We start from the raw sequence: 18200 nt of genomic DNA on the forward strand, positions 1-18200 counted from the left end.
TCTATTGCAAAGAATGGTTCTTAAAAGGAACTCTTTTTGGACCAATAAAAAGTAGTTCCAAACTTCATTATTGGAGTTTTCCCCCTAAAATATCAGGTCATTACTAGAGTATGAAAAAAGTGACATCGGCAACGGCCTTATGCCGTCCCTTTCCCGAGAAATATTTTCCGGGTTTATCTTTGCGCAGTATTGATCGGAATACGTCCTTACTCGCTTTTATTTGGCCAATAGCGCTCCCGATCCCACTTGTCTCGGGTCAGGTTTCAAGGGTTGTTTGACGGTCGTAACCACCTCCAGACTGAAATGCCCGAACTCTTCGGTCACCGTTCCGTGGCATAAATAGATGCCCTTTCCATGAATGGGTGTGGATGCCATCGTTTGTGGAAAGTGTACACAGTCAAAAAAGTGCCCTTCCAGATCGAGCATGGTGGTAAAGCGCATGGTGTCCCCTTTGGATGTGGTGTTCAATCGGGTATGCACTAGGGAACCATAGATCCAGATCCTTTGGTTGACATAGGCCTCAAAATCACCGGCAGTCAGCCTACTCTTCACTTTGCCGTCCATAAGTTCATAATACCCGCATAGTGGAAAACCCAGAAGTTCCATTTGGTCGTAGGCATCCTCAATAGGATGGGAAGGTAAATTCGGCAATGTAAAATGCCTGTGGTTGGGTTTAAAGAGCAGTTTCTGGATAGTTTCCTTTCGATGGGCCTTGGTCTTGAACACGGCCTGCCAAAGCACTTGCTTCTTGGGCACGTCAAAGACACGAAAGGCATCGATACGCACCAAGATGGTCAACTGTTCGATGGCAATGGGGACACGGTCGATAAAATCATCAAAATCTCGGAATTTGCCATGGAGTTGCCTTTCGTTCAAAATGCGTTGGATGACCAAACGTTCCAAACTCCGAAGCTGCCCCAGCCCCAAATAGATGTGCTTCCCATAGATGACATTGACATGATCACTGCGGTTGATACAGGGCGGATGGATAATTCCTCCCCACATCTTAGCCTCATGGACATAGAGCTCTGTATCATAGAACCCTCCCCTATTGTTGAGCACGGCTACCATAAATTCCAGGGGAAAGTAGCATTTCAGATACAGGCTCTGGTAGCTTTCCACGGCATAGGAAGCGGAATGTCCCTTGGCAAAGGCATAACCCGCAAAACTCTCGATCTGTTCCCAGACCATTTGGGTCAAGGCAGCATCGTGCCCCCTTTGTTTGCAGTTTTCAAAAAACTTGAGTTTCACTGCTTGGAATTCCTCCCGGGAACGGAACTTTCCGCTCATCCCCCGTCGCAACACATCGGCCTCCCCTAGGTCGAGTCCTGCAAAGAGATGGGCCACCTTGAGCACATCCTCTTGATAGACCATGATCCCATGGGTCTCCGGCATGATCTCCAACAGGATGGGATTGGCCTCCTTGCGGCGTTCCGGTTCCCGCTCCCTGCGGATATATTCATCCTTCATCCCCGAGGAGGATACCCCTGGACGGATCACGGAGCTGGCCGCCACCAGTCCCAAGTAGTCATGGGTCCGTAGCTTTTTCATCAGCCCCCGCATGGCTGGGGATTCCACATAATAGGCCCCTATCGCCCTTCCTTGGCTCAACAACCGATTGATATTGGCATCCTGTTTCATGGCCTCCACGCTCTTGATGTCCCAAAGCATGGCATCGGGTCGGTTGTCCTTGATCACCTCAACCGCCTCCTTGATCTTGGCCAATCCCCGTTGCCCAAGGATATCGAACTTGAACAGGCCTACATCCTCGGCAATGATCATATCGAACTGCACCGTCGGAAACCCTTTGGGCGGCAGGGTCGTGGCCGAATAGTAATGCTCGGAACGGTCCAGAATCAAGATCCCCGAGGAATGCACACTGATGTAATTGGGCATCCCATGGATATAGGTGGCGTATTTCAGCACCAATCGGGCCAGTTCGTCCAAGCTTCCTTGCTCATACCGACCTGCACTGAGCTTATCGATTTCCTCGGTGGGCAGACCGAACACCTTGCCCAGTTCCCGAACAGCGGCCCGGTATTTAAAGGTGTTGTAGGTTCCCAATAGGGCCACATGCTCGAAACGTTCAAAAATATAGGCCGTGACATCGTCCCGGTCCCAGGTGGAAAAATCAATGTCAAAATCCGGAGGGGAGGCCCTAAAGGGATTGATGAACCGTTCAAAATACAGGTCCAGTTCAATGGGATCCACATCGGTGATCCCAATTAGGTAGGCCACCAGACTGTTGGCCCCACTCCCCCTGCCCACATAGGGATACCCTTTGGACTTGGCATAGGAGACGATATCATGGTTGATCAAAAAATAGGACACGAAGTCCAGTTCCTGAATGGTACGCAGTTCCCGGAACATCCGCTCCTTGACCTTTTCCGTGGGATGGGCATAGCGTCGAGGCAGCCCATCCAATGCCAGTTCCCGCAACCGCTCCACATCCAAGGCCTTGGACGCCAAAAAACGGGACTGGTTCTGGGAAACCCGCTCACTTCCAAACCCAAAGGCAATGGTACAGGAGTCCATCAACCGCTGCGTATTCTCCCAGATATGCGGAAAATCAACCAAGGCTTTTTTTAGTTCCTCCATGGACCGAAGGGTATCAGAGGGTCTGGCCTCCTCGGACTGGGGAAGTTTACTCAACAGTGTGTTCAATCCTATGGCCCGAAGCAACCGATGGGTATTGAAATCCTTTTTGTTACGAAAGCTCACGGGCTGTAACAACACCAATCTATCGGTATAATCCCGGTACCGGGAGAACCGTAATTTCCGGAGCTCTTCGACGGATACCCCAATGTACTCATAAGCTCGGAAGTCTGTCCGTTCCTCCTCCTGGATCTTCTCGAAGGGATAGATGACATGGACATGTTCGAATATTGGAGCCACGGAGGGAATGGATGTTCCCTTATGCAAATGTTCGGATAGAAAGGCATTGATCTCCCGAAACCCTTCATTGTTTTGTGCCAGGCCCACAAACTCCTGTACGTTCCCGTTGCGAAAATCGATTCCCAGAATGGGACGTATTCCCTGCTCATGGGCCAGTCGCACAAAGTTCATCCCTGCCGAACTGTTGTTGATATCGGTCAGGGCCAAGGTTTCCACCCCATGGGAACAGGCCAACTCCAAGAGCTCCGTTTCGGAAAGCACCCCGTAGTTCAAGGAATAATAGGTATGGCAGTTCAAGTACATGCTATTGTTGTCTATGGGCCAATAAGATGGGTGGTTGTCCGTCAAAGGGGTTTCCGCCTCTTCCTATACTATGGGCCCCCATGGCCGAGGCCCGCATCAAACTGGATTCCCCAAATCGATTCCGTACACGATCCATGGCCTGATAGAGGTTGAGCAGTTTTTCGTCATCCGCGAACAGGTCGATCTGGTAATGCCCCCCTACGATATGACTGTAGTTGACACCCACGAGTCGGATGAGCATCCTTCGGTCATAAAGGGAGGTAAAGAGTTCCTTCACCAAGGGTACCAACACATGGTCCGCAGAAGTATAGGGAACCCGTTTCTGCTTGGTGTAGGTCTTGAAATCACTGTACCGGATCTTCACACTCACACAGCCCGTCATCTTATTGGCCCTTCGGAGTTGGTAGGCCAGGTTCTCGGCCATGGCGAACAAGGTGGTCTCCAGTTTGACCATATCGGTGGTATCCTTTCCATAGGTACGTTCCGTAGAAATGGACTTCCGTTCATGAAACGGGAGCAAGGGGGAATTGTCCAGCCCCTGGGCCCGCATCCAGATGGTCCGTCCATGCAACCCAAAGGCGCTTTCCAGCATCTCCAAGGGCAGTTGCTGTACGGTCTGTATGGTAGTCACCCCCATATTGGACAAAAGCCCATAGGTTTTCTCCCCCACGGAGGGCAGTTTACGAATGTGTAAAGGCGCCAGGAACTCTTTCTCCAGTCCAAGATCGATCTTCATCTGGTTGTTGGGCTTGGCCTCCCCGGTGGCCACTTTGGAGACCACCTTGTTCTGGGAGAGTCCAAAGGAAATAGGCAATCCCGTTTCCCTCAAGATCCGTTGTCGAATTTCCGAGGCGTATTTGTAACAGCCAAAGAAACGGTCCATCCCGGAAAGGTCGGCATAGAACTCGTCCACACTGGCCTTTTCAAAGACCGGGACACTCTCCTTGATAATCTCGGTCACATTGTCCGAGAACTTCATATAGGTCCCTGCATTGCCCTTAATCACAGTGGCCTCCGGACACAACCTCCGGGCCACTTTCATGGGCATCCCTGAATGCACCCCAAAACGCCGGGTCTCATAGCTACAGGCCGCGACCACCCCTCTGTCCCCCAACCCACCGACCAAGAGGGGCCGCTTCATCAGACGGCTGTCCAGTAGTCGTTCACAGGAGACGAAGAAGGTATCCAGATCGATATGGAGAATGGTGGGTTTCATAAAATGTTGGATTTATTCCTATAATTTGGAAAATATCCAAATGTACGGAAAGGAACAACCCGTTTCAAAACTTTAACAATTTTGCCTATCTTAATACGGCATAATTCAACCTCAACATGTGTTACTCGACCAGACAGACCCGGGAACGGAAGGAGCTGGAAAAACTCCTTTCTGTCAAGGCCATGTACGGTGACCTGGACACCGACCTGGAACTCATTTATTTCCACGCCAACGGCTGGAGCCATCCTGTGATGTGGACTTTGGGCCAGGAAGAGCCCTACAATATGCTCCCTGCGATGTGGGGCATCATGCCCCCAAAGGAAAAGCAGGAAAATTACACGGAGTATTTCAAGAACCCAAAAACCTTTGGGGGACTGAATGCCAAATCCGAAAAGCTCTTTGACCACTTCGTGTACCGGTACTGTTGGGAGCACCAACGCTGTATCATTCCCGTGGACGGATTCTTCGAACCACACAATACGAAAGTGAAAGTCAAGGGAAAGGATTTTAAAGTTCCGTTTTATTTCCATAGAAAGAACGGCGACCCCATATACCTAGCGGGCATCTATACCAACACGGCCGATGGACGGAGGACCTTTGCCGTACTCACCAAGGACGCCACCCCCATGTTCGAGGAAATCCACAATGAAAAGAAAAGGCGACCCGTCATCATTGATGATGAAAACTTGGATGCTTGGTTACATAACGGCAACAATAAATCAGATGTTCAAGATCTTATCGATGACGATCTATGGGAAGGTGATCTGGAAGCCTATCCCGTCACCAAGGACCTCTATAGTAGAAGTGTGGATTCCAACTATCCGGGCATCATTGAAAAAGTGGACTACGAAGAGGTGTCCATACCCTATTGACCTTTCCTTTTGACCATGTTCATGGGTACGGACAGGGAATATCCCCCATTAAGGGTTCGCTAGCCCCGGAAGTGCAAGATCTTCAACGGTCAACCCAGACAGATGTACTTATATTTCATGAAAAATATATAAAAATCATCGTTTTTCACGCCAAGTAATTGTTTTTCATGGTATATTTGTCATTATATTTCACGTCATCATATGAAAAATAATGATTTTTCACAGAAAATAACGGTTTTTCATGGCCGCACCTTACCTGAGGAAGGTTTCTTGGTAGGTCAGTCCCTTTTGATTGCCACAATGGAGAATCAATTTGATGTAGCGGTTCCCCTGCCTGATATATTGGCCATGGCAACGGAGAAGCACCAACGCTACGATACGGACCAATGGCAAGTGTTCACCATAAGGCACAAACCCAAGGACGACCTGAAAAGCCATTTGGTCTTTGCCCTTAAATACGAGCCCTTGGACCTATATCTCCTCAAAAGGTTTTTCGAGTTGACCGGGGATGCCATCATACACCAAATGTTGGAAGAGGAGCCCACGGGGCAATACACTAGAAGGGCGTGGTTTCTATACGAATGGCTGACCGGAATAACCCTTGACGTACCGAACCTGAACAAGGGCACTTATGTAACGGTGGTGGACCCCAACCTACAATATACGGCCGAGCCCGAGAATTCCACACGGCATCGCGTCAAGAACAACCTGCCCGGGGTCCCGGGGTACTGCCCGATGATCCGACGGACGGCAAAACTGGATGGGTATATTGCCAAGGACCTATCTGAAACCATCGAAAAGGGATTGGGCAAACGGGACAAGGATCTTATTCGAAGGACCGCTGCTTTTTTATTGTTGAAGGACTCGAAGGCATCCTTTGCCATAGAAGGGGAACATCCCCCGAGCATGCGGGCAAGGAATTGGGGAAAAGCCATAGGCCAATCGGGCAAGTCCCCTTTGGGCATACAGGAGATCGAACGGTTACAGCATATTGTCATCGGCAACAAAAAACTGAGGCATATGGGCATCAGGACCGGGGAAGGCTTTATTGGGGAGCACGATAGGGAGACCCTCTCCCCCTTGCCCGACCACATCTCTGCCAAGGCCAAGGACCTTCCTCTTTTGATGCAAGGGTTGTTCGGCACGAACGAGCTGTTGCAGAAGTCTCGGTACAATCCTGTATTGGCCGCGGCCACCATCGCATTTGGCTTTGTTTTTATCCATCCCCTATCCGATGGCAACGGGAGGATACATCGCTATATCATCCACCATTTGCTTACCCGGATGGGGTATACCAAGAGAGGTATGATATTCCCCATATCCTCTGCCATTCTGGAACGGATTGATGAATATCAGGATATTCTGGAGCATTTTTCCTCGCCAAGGGTCGATTTGATCGAATGGGAGGAAACACAAGACCATAACATCGATATCCTGAACGAAACCATTGATCTATACCGGTACTTTGATTTGACCAAACAAGCGGAATTCCTGTATACCTGTGTGGAAGAGACCATTGAAAGGATCATACCGGAAGAATTGGACTATTTGGAAAAATACGATCGGATGACAAACCTTATCAATGCCCGTGTGACCTTACCGGATACCAAAGTCGATCTTTTGATCAAGTTTCTGAACCAGAATGAAGGTATATTGTCCAAAAAAAGAAGGGAAAAGGAATTTGCGGAATTGACAGATGCTGAAATCCAGGAAATTGAAGATTCATTCCAAAGTATTTTCCAAGGTTGATGGGTAACCTGACCCAGTTTGGGTTCCCTAACTATTCAAATCCCTATCTGTGGTAGGACACCGGCATGGTTCGACCAAAATAAAAAGGGTTCGCTTTCCCGAACCCTTCTTTTGTACCATTTGGAAGCCCTATCCCTCCAATATTTTGGCCTGCCGTTCTAAACTGGCCACCCTTTCCTTGATCCGTTCCTCCCGTTTTTGACGCTTTTCAGTATAGGATTTTTCGATTCCCAAAATCTTCTCCTTGTAAAAGGATTGCATTGCCACATAAAAGGATCGGTTGGTCAAATCATTGGAGTGGTTGCTTTCCCCAAGGTGTACCTGTCGGGTCAACAGGAACCGGAGCAGTTTATACAAGGTCTCCTTTTTGAAACCCTGTTTGAACCGGGCCACCCGTTCCCCATCGGATAACTTGGAATCCTCGCCGAAGAATTCCCCAAAATGTTCCCTTTGGCTATAATACCCGATGTTGTTCTCGAACAGGGAAATGGCAATGGCCACCATTTCATCCGTGGACAAAGGCTTTTTCAGGTTGATATAATCGGTCTCACGTATCATGTCCACGACTTCCTTGAACTGGTTGTTGTTCTCGATCTGTTTTTTCCGCAATTCCCGTGTATTGATCTTGATGATCTGCTCCTCCGGGGTACACTCGGACATTTTGCGTTGCTCCAAGGCCTTGGTACCTGAACTTCCACTATGGGTTTCTTCCCTGACCTTCACAAATACCGGCCGGGTCAAATAGGTGTCCGTTTCCAGCAGGATACCCTTTTCAAATCCAAGGTCCACGGCCTTGTCCCATGCCTCCTTTTCCTCCGTGAAGGATTCCAGGGCCTCTTTCAGGAATTCACCCAACTCTTCCTCGGTATATTCATAGTGTCGGTGCTCCTCCCTAATGTGATTCATGGTAGGTTCTATGGGCTCCTTTAAAATGTCCAGCCCATTGGTCAAATGCACCGCTAGGCCCTCCTTTTCCATTTGGGCCATGACCCATTGGTTGCGTTCCTCGTCCACCCGGTATTTGTTGATGTTGGGCACCAGTTTCAATCCTTCCTTTTTCACGCTTTTCAATAGCTGCATAAAGGTCTTGGTCTTTTTGTTCTCAAAACAGGAGGTCCGGGTACAGACCATCTTCCCATCACCGAACAAATTGCCCTGATTGGCAGCATTGAAGGGACAGGTATGGCAAGCCCCGGCTTTGGGAAGCAACGTCTTATCCGACAACCCAAAAGGGGCTTTGGACAGATCGAAGGTGCGGCTTTCGATCATCCGTTTGATCCGATGTTCCTGGAATTCGTCTTCTAGGCTTTCCAACAGCATCAGTTGTTCTCCGGGTTCAAAAAGGGCCACGGCCACCCCTAGGGAGAGGGTCATTTCCCCACTGCGGATAAAGGCCTTGAATCCCTCGATCAATCCTGCCAACTTGATGCGTTGCCGGATATAGTTCTCAGATCGGCCCAGACGTTTTGCAATCTCCCCGGGTTCGTAACGATCCAACAAAAATTGGATGGCCTCGGCCTCCTCCGTGGGTTCCACATCCTTGCGCTGTAGGTTCTCGATGATCTGGACCTCCAGAATCTCAGTGTCCCTATAGTCCCTTACCATGGCAGGGATAGTGGTCAATCCTGCCAATTTACTGGCACGATACCTTCGCTCACCCATGACGATGATAAAACCTTCGTCGGATTTTCGTACGGTGATCGGCTGCAGCACCCCATGTTCGGCAATGCTCTGTTCCAAATGATTGAGACTTTGCTCATCAAAGGTTTTTCGGGGTTGGTCTGGGTCCGGGAAAACCGAATCGATTCCCAACAACTGGATCTGTGGAACGTTTTCCACCTTCTCCACAGTTTTGGTTTGTTCCGACTTTGAACCTTGGTTGTTACCTGCTTTACGTGTCGCTCTCTTCTTTGTTTGTGCTTCCATGATCTTTGGATTTTGGTTAAACAATATTTGAGCGGAAACCAAGCGGAAGACAAATTTTTGGAGTGGCAAGGAAACGGAATAAAAAGTGACAGGGGAACGGCTTTATGTCCCTTGTCCGACAAACCATTTGCGGGCTTATCTTTCGAAAACTATTGGAAGATAAAAAAGAAATCTACCCCTCCAGAAGGCCCATAAGGGTATTATAGTTCCAAACCTTAGATGGATATCCCTTGTACGCATGTTTGAAACCGAAGGTTTTTCTTTGAAAACCCATAGAACCCTAAAAACCAAAGGCTACAATATCAATCAGGCACGAACCTAGGTTATGGGAAGCGTATCCGCCGTCCTAGTCCTGAAAATGACTTATTTGAGGGCGGGGCGGACAAACGAGGGGACGATACGGCATTGGGGTATTGAACGGTAATGAAATACTACTGGGAAGATTGCCAAATTCAAAAAATAGGTAAAACAAAAGCCCATCGTTTCCGATGAGCTTAATAAGGTCTTTTCTTGTATGAGGTAAATCTCATCTAACAGAACCTAAGGCGGTTCACCCAATCATTCATCAATGGCATCCGCAGTTGGAATCCGCGGTCACTTCTCCTTTTAAGTGTTTTAGAATGTAAGGGGACAAGGTTATTTCCCCATGGTCATTTTTGGGTTCAAAATAGCCTTTGAGCAATACCTCGATTAAGATTTCTTTATTGGGTTCTCCCATTGTAGCTCCATTCCAAACCCATTCCCTGGCTTCCGGACTGTCTTCCAAATGTTCAGGATGGAAATCGAGGTTGCCGACCCTTATGGTAGGGGAAGCAACAATATGGGCTTTTTCGGCTTCCTCTATCGTTTTAATCATGGTTGAACTGAACAAGATTTCGCAGTTCAAATGATCAAAGAGTTCTTGAACTTCTTGAATCGCCGATAGCAATACACCTTGAACAGAATCACAGGCTGAGCAAGTACCTTCCCCAGTTGTTGGCATTCCCACTTGAAAAAGGGTCACTCTCAATGCATTTTTTGTCTTTACTTCCATGTTCATACGTTTTTAAGATTAAAGTTTACCCCTAAGACATGGAAAATGGACAAAGGATGCAGGTTTATACAAAATTATGATAGGCAACAGGATTTTGTAATGGTAAATCTCCACATTTGGTTTTCAGAATATTCAACTTCACCACATTCATCAAACTTTGCCCTAACCTTTTTCCTTGCCCTTAAGATCCTTGACTTTGTTGCCGATAATGTCAAGCCCAGATGCGCGGCAATACTTTTCTGCGGAAGGCCTTCTATATCCGAAAGTCTCAAGGGAGTTGAATAGTCGATAGGGAGACCATTTATAAACTTATCGAGCCAAACAAAGACGTTTTCATCATATTCATCCGGAACAAACAGGTGCAACTGTTCCAGGTCAACAAGTGTGGTCTTTCTTGGCTTCTTGTAAAAGTCAAAAATTGTATGTTGTGCAATCCTGTATAACCAAGCCTTTATATATCTTACGTCATTTTTTTTCTCACAATATGTTATGACCTTGATAAGAATCGTTTGCATTATATCATCAACATCATGCTCATTGTAAACACGCTTGCCCACATAGTTCCTTAAATCAGTCCGAAGGTCTTCCCAAATATTGAATATATCACATTTCATAAGTATAGGTTGTTAAAAAAGGAGGTTGAACAAATAACCGGAAATGATCATTCCAATGGCAATAGTTGAAAAGAAGGCAATGATCAACTGCCTTTGCATCACTTTTTGGAGCAGCAGGCCTTCGGGGATGGAAAGTCCGATCGAACCCATCATAAAGGCCATGGCCGTCCCTAACGGAACCCCTTTGTCAACGAGCGAATCCAATATGGGCAGGATTCCAACCGCATCAATGTACAATGGAATCGATACCAATACGGCAATGGGAATCGCAAAAGGGTTGGATTTTGAAATATAGGTGCCAAAAAATGACTCGGGGACATAGCCGTGGATAAATGACCCTATTGCAATTCCTATAAAAATATAGGGGACAAGGTTTTTAAGGGTCCGAATGGCCTCCCGATGAATTCCAGGAAATCGTTTCAGCAAATTTCTGCTATCCTTTTCCCTCGAATGCGCTTTCCATTCATTGTCCTTGAGCCATTCTGCCACATATTTGGCCATACCCATCTTTTCCAGGATAATTCCACCGATCACCCCCAAGACGATTCCTGAAAGTAGGTACACTATTGTAACTTTCCAACCATAGCCCAACCAGAAAATGGCAATAGCGATTTCGTTCACCAAGGGTGAGGTTATGAGGAAGGAAAGTGAAATTCCCAGTGGGATCCTGACCTGCATCATTCCCACGAACAAAGGAATGGAAGAACACGAGCAAAAAGGTGTCAAGGCACCCAAAGAGGAGGCCACAACATTCCCAAGACCTGATTTTTTGTGTTTCTCCAAATAATCCCGGATTTTTTCCATGGGCAAATAGCTTGTTACCACTCCCATTACATAGGTCACCAGCACAACCAGAATGGAAATAGAGCCAAAGGCAATGATGAAATAGTGTAATGCTGAGCCGAATGTATCCGTATCAGGAATACCCAAAAGGACATGGACAACATAGTCTGCCAGTCGGGTAAGCAGTTTTGTAAAGATTTCCATCTTAAAAACGTTTTAAAGAATTGCTAATAACACCTTGTCGTTGCTGACTTTTTTATAGTCATAAACCTTCCCGTCAATGACCAATGCAGGAAAGGTAAGGACCCCGTAGGGCATGGTGTCCTTGAGGTCAGAAAACTCGGTGATGTTTACGTCCAGATGGTTTTCACTGGCAATTTTTTCGATTTGTGCCCTTATGGGGGATGCAGTGGCGCAGCAGGATGAATGTAAAATTTTGACTTCAGTACTCATAGTTCAGTAATTTTAAATAAACTTTACTATGTAGTCTAAAATGGCGTGTCAAAAGACACAATTCTCAATAAAAAAATGATTCTACCTATTTGTACTTTGTGGATGCCTGAAAATCAACCAAGTGGTTTATTAACGGGATACACGATTCCTTAACAGAGCAATTGACGAAGTTGCCATTGGCATCATATACGATATCACAGCATTCCACAAATAATTCCCTTAGCTTTGTTCTTGCCCTTTGCACCCGCATTTTTGCAGCCGAATACCCCAAGTTCAGCTTTTCAGCTACATCTTTTTGGGATAGTTTGTCGATGTCACTCCATTGTAAAGGCTCGGCATATTTTTTGGGAAGGAACTGGATCATGGGTATCATATGATCATACACGGATAGCTCCAGATTGGTTGGTTCAGTTGCCTCAAGTATCTTTACATCACTAAGTTCAACAATTGGGGCACTCTTTTTGAAATGGTCATAAATGGTATTTCTGGCAACTTGAAACAGCCAGGCCTTGATGTTTTCAATTTCCCTATTTTTTTGATAGGACTCGACCAGTTTCAGCATTACCTCTTGCACAATATCTTCCGCAATGGTTTCATCCCGAACCTTTTTTAAGGTAAAGTATTTTAAATAACTGTAGAAACTTTCGATCTGTTCATTAATATCGCAACATTTCTTTTTCATGGCTTTGCTTTTATGGCTTTCGGTTTAATGGTGTGCCAGCCTACACAGGATATGTATACAAAGAGGTTGGTGAAACTTTTATTTTTCACTCTTCCTATTTCCTTTGTCAATTAAGGATGAAGCTTTAGTAGTGGTAAAATTTCCCTGTAACTGACCATGGTTTTCAATTCCCTTAAATGCTGATCAAGGGTAGATTTACAATGGAAAATATTTCCACCAAGTTGCCTGTTATATTCTTGTACTTACATTGTTCCTTACAAAATTCATCACAGATTTGGATTGTCTTACAAGAAAATATTTAGACTAAGGCCTTAAAAAATAATCAATGGGCCTTTCTCAATGCTCCAGCGTAAGCGTTGGGCAATATGCTGCCCTCAACGGCTTTGGCCGCCTTTTCGACATCATATTCGAAGCGTACAAACTCCACATGGATGCTATTCTTGTCCGGCCTACGGAAGTTCCCATCCATGTTCAACAGCACATAGCATCCCCTATTGTCGCCATCCTTGGGCTTTCCGATGGATCCGATATTTATCGCATGGCGGTATATGGTGCCTCCATCATAATCCAAAAGGGCCTTGTGATAGGGTTGGTGTGTATGTCCAAAACAGAGGATATCGGCATTTGCATCCCGCAGGATGCGTACCAGGCTCTTCTCCTTCCGGTCCTCGAAAAGATACTCGTTGATTCGTCTTGGGCTTCCATGCACCAGGAGTAGGTTCACTGTTTCATCGTTCCTTTTGAACTCCACATTGATATGGGATGGAAGGTTTTTCAGGTAGGCCCTTTCATCATCCCCCATAATGGAGTTGGTATAGGATATGGAAATTGCCCCGTTCGCCTTTTCCTCATCGCTCTTGTAGGCACAGCCACAATCATCACTGTTGCGTCCGATGCCAAAATCATAGTTGCCCGCAATGGTGGGTATCCGGCGTTTTCTGATCTCATGGACCACCTCGTTGGGCCAGATGTTATAGCCCACAAGGTCCCCAAGGCAATAGATGGCGTCCGGCCTATGTTTTTCCACATCCACAAAAAAGGCCTCAAGGGCAGGAAGGTTGGCGTGGATGTCCGAGAAGAGTGCAATTTTCATCCTTATGCGGTTTGCGGTTTAAAATACTTTTTGCGCAACCAAAAGGCGACCCTTACCAACAGAATCAGGGCAGGAACTTCCACCAAGGGCCCGATGACCCCTGCAAAGGCCTGGCCGGAATCCAGTCCGAAGACGGCAATGGCCACGGCAATGGCGAGCTCAAAGTTGTTCCCGGCTGCTGTAAAGGCCACCGAAGCGGTCTTGTCATATTCGGCACCCATCGCCTTGGTGAAAAAGAACCCAATGATGAACATCAGGGTAAAGTACACCAAGAGGGGTATGGCGATTACCACCACGTCCATGGGAATCTCCACGATAAGTTCCCCTTTGAGGGAGAACATGATCACAATGGTGAACAACAGGGCGATCAAGGTCATGGGAGAAATGGCGGGAACAAACTTTTGGGCATACCACTGTTCCCCTTTGATCCGGACCAATATCGTTCGGCTAAGGATGCCCATAAGGAAGGGGATGCCCAAATAAATGGCCACACTCTCCGCTATGGTCCCTATGGAGATGTCCACAATGGCCCCTTCAAAGCCAAAATATGGGGGCAAAACGGTGATAAAGATCCACGCATAGAAACTGTAGGCAAACACTTGGAAGATACTGTTCAGGGCCACCAGTCCCGCACCATATTCCGCACTGCCCTCGGCCAGGTCATTCCAGACCAGCACCATGGCAATGCAACGGGCCAAACCTATCAATATCAATCCGACCATATACTCGGGATAGTCCCTCAAAAAGAGGATGGCCAGGACGAACATCAACACGGGGCCGATGATCCAGTTGAGCACCAGGGAAATGGTCAAGATCCTGGTGTTCTTGAACACCTTGGGCAACAGTTTATAATCCACTTTTGCCAAAGGTGGGTACATCATCAGGATGAGACCTATGGCAATGGGGATGTTAGTGGTGCCGCTGTTGAACGAATTGATGATGTCGGGGAAGGACGGGAAGAAGTAACCGATACCGACCCCTACCGCCATGGCGATAAAGATCCAAAGGGTAAGGTTCCTGTCCAAAAAGCTCAATTTTTTTACTGCCATGTGTTATGATTTGATCTGTGAAAATACATACCAAAGTTCCGTTGCTATCTGTATGCTCCTTTCAAGGTATTTCTCGGCCTGTTGCGGGGTATTGTCAAAGGCCTTGGGATCCTCAAAGGTGATGGGGATGCGCTTTTCCGCACCGGGCACAAAGGGACAGGCCTCATTGGCCGAATCACAGGTCATGATGGCCCCAAAGCCGGAACTGGGGTTGAAGGCATCGTCCATTTTCTTGGAGAACCCGATCACCGGATGGGCATTTTCCGCATATTTGATGGCATAGACAGGATTTTGTCCCTGTGAAAGCTGTTGGATCTGGAACCCTTGTTTCCCCAAGGTTTCCGCCACCATCGGGAACAGGGCCGTGGCTTCGGTCCCCCCCGAATAGCAAAATACGTTCTTGATGTTGAAATGGAAAGCCATGGCCTGTGCCCATATCTGTGACAGGTGGCTCCTCCTGGAATTGTGGGTGCAAATGAAATTCAGGCGTATTTCCTGATCTTCGGAAACTTTCGACTGTATGAACCCGGCAAGGGGATCAAGGATTTCCCTACGCTCCGGGGAAACGGCATCCAGTTTCAAGGTTGTGATGAATCCCGCTATTTCAGGGAACAGGCTAGTTGTGGTCGTAGTCATTATATAGAATTAAGATTTAGCAACAATTGCCGTCCGGGGAACAGCAGGGCTCACTTTTCAATTGGGACAGTCTTACCTTTGGTTTCTTTTCGGGGACCCCACACTGGTCCTTGGCAAGGCAGTCGGTCATCTTGGTGGTCAACAGAAAATGCCCTTCATCAAAGGCAAGGCCATATTTTCCGATAGTGGTGCCCTGGTATTCCACTTCGACTTCCAGTGAGTCCTCTATTTCCAATACCTTTTGGGACAGTTCGATGATATGAACCAACTTTTCGGGATGCAACCTGTGGTCATAGTCGTTGGCCTCCCACAGTTGGAAACTGACCACTTCCTCATGGCGCACGGTTCCCCCGCAGTCTATAAAGTGTTTGTGAATCTTCCCCACTTCGGTGACATGGAAATGTCCGGGGACCATTTCCCCGGTGGGCAATTGGAAGCCAAGGGTTTCCAATCGGGACAGTACTTCTTTTACTTCTGATAATTTCATGGATTGTTCATTTTAGCTTTGATAATAGCATCGACCTGGGTGGCGACATAGATCATTTCCCCCGCGATGACGGCCTTGTTTTCAAAAAGGACCTCTGCATTTCGGTCCGTCAGCCCATCCTGTACATATACCTTGACACTGCTGTCCTCGTCCAAATGTAAGGATTCGAGGGTCTTTCTGTTGATGGTCCAACTATCGGAGCCATAGCGGACCGAATACGTGAACAGGGATTCGCCCTGCGCATTGGAGACCCTGAACCCATCGTTCTTCAGCAGGGCCAGACCGGGAAGGGTCTCATTGGCGGTATCCAGACCAGCGGATTCCACCTTGAACCTGTCATATAATCCGTAGTACATAAGGCCCGTCCTGAGCCAGATCATGGCCAATTGGCCCATATCGTCATTGTCCTGGTCCACAAATACAACGGTATAAGGGGTCTCCCCCATATTGGACACCATTCTGGCGGCGAGTTGGTCCAAAAGCTGGATCTTTTCTTTGGGTATCTGGGGAAAAACGGTCTTCAGTTCCTTTACGGAGCGTTGGATCTTTCCCCTCAGTTCCTGGGAATGTGTGGTCAATGGGAGGCACAACAGCAGCAGTGCCATGGTTAGGATCATTTTTGTTTTCATGGTTTCTATTTTATGGTTTCAGTTTATTAGTTAATCGCAATAAAACGATTAATGGGTTCAAAAAAATACTAACAGCACTCTTGGTCCAGTTCAATCCCCTGATCGAGGAATGCCTTGAACTTATCCTTCATTTCGTTCCAATTTGCCACATTGACACAGTAACAGACACTGGTGCCCTCCACATCGCCCTTGATGAGTCCCATGTTCCGGAGTTCCTTCAAGTGTTGTGAAACCGTAGGCTGTGCCAGTCCTATCTCGTCCACAAGGTCACCACAGACACAGGCCTTGACCTTGAAGAGGTGCTGCAATATGGCAATCCGGGCGGGATGGGCAAATACCTTACCGATGAGGGCGAGCTCATTCTGGTTTTCGGTAAATATTTCGGTCTTTGCCAGTCCCATATCATTATTTTATCGCAATATTACAATATATTGATTCAACATAAAAAGATTTTCGATAAAAATACTTAGGTTCAAACCAAGGCTTTACAAATTTTCAGGGTCACTTGGTCATGTACCACAACATCCGGATGTTGCCTGAATGGGGGGACAGGCCACCGAACCAAAGGAACAATACACGCAACAATCGCCATTTTTGGGCCTTAGAATGGAGCCGCAATTTTCACATTCATAAAAGAACTGACAAGAATCCGTAGGCATCTTTTCCTCTTTGGAATTGCCACAATGCGGACAGGTAATTGTAGAGTACAGATTGATATCCATTATCACTGGTCCTTTATGGTGTATCCGGTTTTCAAAATGGCGTTCACGATAGCATCCCTGGTGGTTTTGGCGGGATCGTACATTATCTGTGCATTGGCTTTTTGGTAATCTGCCTTGACCATGATGATCCCATCAAGTCCATTGACCTCGTGTTCAATATGTGCCTCGCACCCACTGCATGTCATTCCCACGACCGGAATATTGATTTCCTTGACATCTTGGCTCGCAAAAAAGTTCGTTTGACCCTTGGCTTCCTGTTTCGGGTACAAAGATTGGGCATAATAGGGAAAGGCAAGCATCGCTAAGGCAAAGACCGTGATGGTCATCAACCAAATTTTACCCTTCCAAAAGGCCGGCTTTTCGTCCGTATCGCATGCACAGTCTATTTCCTTTTTGGCGACTGTCCTTAACTGTTGGTACCACGCCACTACCAAAACCAAACCCGTAATTCCGATCAAATACGGTCTGAACGGTTCCAAAAACTTAAAATTGGACGCCAGGCCAGATGTTCCGGCCACAATGGCCAAAAGTGGTCCTATGCAACAAAGGGAGGTGGCCATGGCCAAAATAATGGAAGATCCCATTAAGGTTTTCTTGTTATTCATGGTTTACTGGTTTTATTTGTTCTTTTTTATCGAGCAGGTCAAAAATTGGAAAAAGTAACGGCGAATGATCGGTCACCAAGGAATAATGGATCATCTGGCCTTCCTTTTGGGATGTGATCAAATTTCTGTCCTTGAGCTTGCGCAAATGTTGTGAAATTGCGGATACATTCATTTCCAGTATATCACTAAGGTCACAGACACATAAGCGTTGCTCTTGGTTCAAAAGGTAGAGAATCTTAAGCCGAACCGGATTGCCCATTAAATTCATTATCCCTGAAAGGGAGTCCATGGAATTTTCCAAATTTTGCATAGTTTCCCTGCATTCCATTATCTGTTTGGCATCCGCCTCCAAACGTATGCATATGTTCTTATCCATACTACGAAGTTACAGTAATTTATTATTTTAGCAAACTCTAAAATAAATGGGTGGCAAAAGAACAATATCAAGCCCTG

The 18200-nt window shown here is 46.9% G+C and carries 19 protein-coding genes; 2 read left to right on the forward strand and 17 right to left on the reverse strand.

Annotated features, from left to right (window positions below; genetic code table 11):
* Positions 1–216: 216 nt before the first annotated feature.
* Together ACFSJE_RS14480 and dinB are read right to left on the reverse strand one after the other, a co-directional pair.
* Positions 217–3198 carry a DNA polymerase III subunit alpha gene (locus ACFSJE_RS14480; RefSeq protein ID WP_119618876.1) on the reverse strand — a complete coding sequence of 994 codons (2982 nt, stop codon included), beginning with the start codon at positions 3196–3198 and terminating at the stop codon, positions 217–219.
* Between the two features lies 1 nt (position 3199).
* Positions 3200–4414, reverse strand: a complete 1215-nt coding sequence (gene dinB, locus ACFSJE_RS14485; RefSeq protein WP_036379060.1) for a DNA polymerase IV — start codon at positions 4412–4414, stop codon at positions 3200–3202.
* A 116-nt stretch (positions 4415–4530) separates the two neighbouring features.
* On the opposite strand from dinB, the gene ACFSJE_RS14490 reads away from it, so the two are divergent.
* Together ACFSJE_RS14490 and ACFSJE_RS14495 are read left to right on the forward strand one after the other, a co-directional pair.
* Positions 4531–5286: an SOS response-associated peptidase gene (locus ACFSJE_RS14490; RefSeq protein WP_036379062.1), complete on the forward strand. Its 756-nt coding sequence runs from the start codon at positions 4531–4533 to the stop codon at positions 5284–5286.
* Positions 5287–5487: 201 nt separating this feature from the next.
* Positions 5488–7035 carry a Fic family protein gene (locus ACFSJE_RS14495; RefSeq protein ID WP_036379063.1) on the forward strand — a complete coding sequence of 516 codons (1548 nt, stop codon included), beginning with the start codon at positions 5488–5490 and terminating at the stop codon, positions 7033–7035.
* 129 nt (positions 7036–7164) lie between these two features.
* Here ACFSJE_RS14495 and ACFSJE_RS14500 read toward each other — a convergent pair whose 3' ends face one another.
* The 15 genes from ACFSJE_RS14500 to ACFSJE_RS14570 all read right to left on the reverse strand — a co-directional run bounded on the left by ACFSJE_RS14500 (position 7165) and on the right by ACFSJE_RS14570 (position 18123).
* Entirely contained in the window at positions 7165–8961 is a 1797-nt protein-coding gene (locus tag ACFSJE_RS14500; protein WP_036385939.1) for a ParB/RepB/Spo0J family partition protein, read from the reverse strand.
* A 565-nt stretch (positions 8962–9526) separates the two neighbouring features.
* Positions 9527–9994 carry a DUF2703 domain-containing protein gene (locus ACFSJE_RS14505; protein WP_161594391.1) on the reverse strand — a complete coding sequence of 156 codons (468 nt, stop codon included), beginning with the start codon at positions 9992–9994 and terminating at the stop codon, positions 9527–9529.
* A gap of 74 nt (positions 9995–10068) precedes the next feature.
* Positions 10069–10608, reverse strand: a complete 540-nt coding sequence (locus ACFSJE_RS14510) for a sigma-70 family RNA polymerase sigma factor (protein WP_051947128.1) — start codon at positions 10606–10608, stop codon at positions 10069–10071.
* Positions 10609–10620: 12 nt separating this feature from the next.
* Positions 10621–11595, reverse strand: coding sequence for a permease (locus ACFSJE_RS14515; protein WP_051947129.1), 975 nt, complete (start codon positions 11593–11595; stop codon positions 10621–10623).
* 12 nt (positions 11596–11607) lie between these two features.
* Positions 11608–11844 (reverse strand): thioredoxin family protein, encoded by a 237-nt coding sequence (locus ACFSJE_RS14520; protein WP_051947130.1) that lies wholly within the window; start codon positions 11842–11844, stop codon positions 11608–11610.
* A gap of 85 nt (positions 11845–11929) precedes the next feature.
* Complete coding sequence (locus tag ACFSJE_RS14525) at positions 11930–12526, reverse strand: sigma-70 family RNA polymerase sigma factor (RefSeq protein WP_051947131.1); 597 nt, start codon at positions 12524–12526, stop codon at positions 11930–11932.
* A 322-nt stretch (positions 12527–12848) separates the two neighbouring features.
* Complete coding sequence (locus ACFSJE_RS14530; protein WP_036379065.1) at positions 12849–13619, reverse strand: metallophosphoesterase family protein; 771 nt, start codon at positions 13617–13619, stop codon at positions 12849–12851.
* Positions 13620–13621: 2 nt separating this feature from the next.
* A complete protein-coding gene (arsB, locus tag ACFSJE_RS14535) occupies positions 13622–14668 on the reverse strand; it encodes an ACR3 family arsenite efflux transporter (RefSeq protein WP_036379066.1) in 1047 nt (348 codons plus the stop codon).
* A 3-nt stretch (positions 14669–14671) separates the two neighbouring features.
* On the reverse strand, positions 14672–15304 hold the full coding sequence (locus tag ACFSJE_RS14540) for a low molecular weight phosphatase family protein (protein WP_108423559.1): 633 nt from the start codon (positions 15302–15304) through the stop codon (positions 14672–14674).
* A gap of 16 nt (positions 15305–15320) precedes the next feature.
* Positions 15321–15791, reverse strand: a complete 471-nt coding sequence (locus ACFSJE_RS14545) for a DUF6428 family protein (RefSeq protein WP_036379069.1) — start codon at positions 15789–15791, stop codon at positions 15321–15323.
* Complete coding sequence (locus ACFSJE_RS14550) at positions 15788–16420, reverse strand: hypothetical protein (protein WP_108423558.1); 633 nt, start codon at positions 16418–16420, stop codon at positions 15788–15790. Before ACFSJE_RS14550 ends, ACFSJE_RS14545 begins: the two co-directional genes overlap by 4 nt.
* Positions 16421–16488: 68 nt before the next feature.
* A complete protein-coding gene (locus ACFSJE_RS14555; protein WP_036379071.1) occupies positions 16489–16821 on the reverse strand; it encodes an ArsR/SmtB family transcription factor in 333 nt (110 codons plus the stop codon).
* 108 nt (positions 16822–16929) lie between these two features.
* The gene (locus ACFSJE_RS14560; protein WP_081894160.1) at positions 16930–17142 is read right to left on the reverse strand and encodes a GDCCVxC domain-containing (seleno)protein; all 213 of its coding nucleotides are present in this window, start codon (positions 17140–17142) and stop codon (positions 16930–16932) included.
* A gap of 2 nt (positions 17143–17144) precedes the next feature.
* Complete coding sequence (gene merTP / locus ACFSJE_RS14565) at positions 17145–17747, reverse strand: mercuric transport protein MerTP (protein WP_036379073.1); 603 nt, start codon at positions 17745–17747, stop codon at positions 17145–17147.
* Positions 17740–18123 (reverse strand): ArsR/SmtB family transcription factor, encoded by a 384-nt coding sequence (locus ACFSJE_RS14570; protein ID WP_036379075.1) that lies wholly within the window; start codon positions 18121–18123, stop codon positions 17740–17742. Before ACFSJE_RS14570 ends, merTP begins: the two co-directional genes overlap by 8 nt.
* Between the last annotated feature and the right edge of the window lie 77 nt (positions 18124–18200).

Source organism: Flagellimonas iocasae, assembly GCF_042682725.1.
GTDB classification, from domain to species: domain Bacteria; phylum Bacteroidota; class Bacteroidia; order Flavobacteriales; family Flavobacteriaceae; genus Flagellimonas; species Flagellimonas iocasae.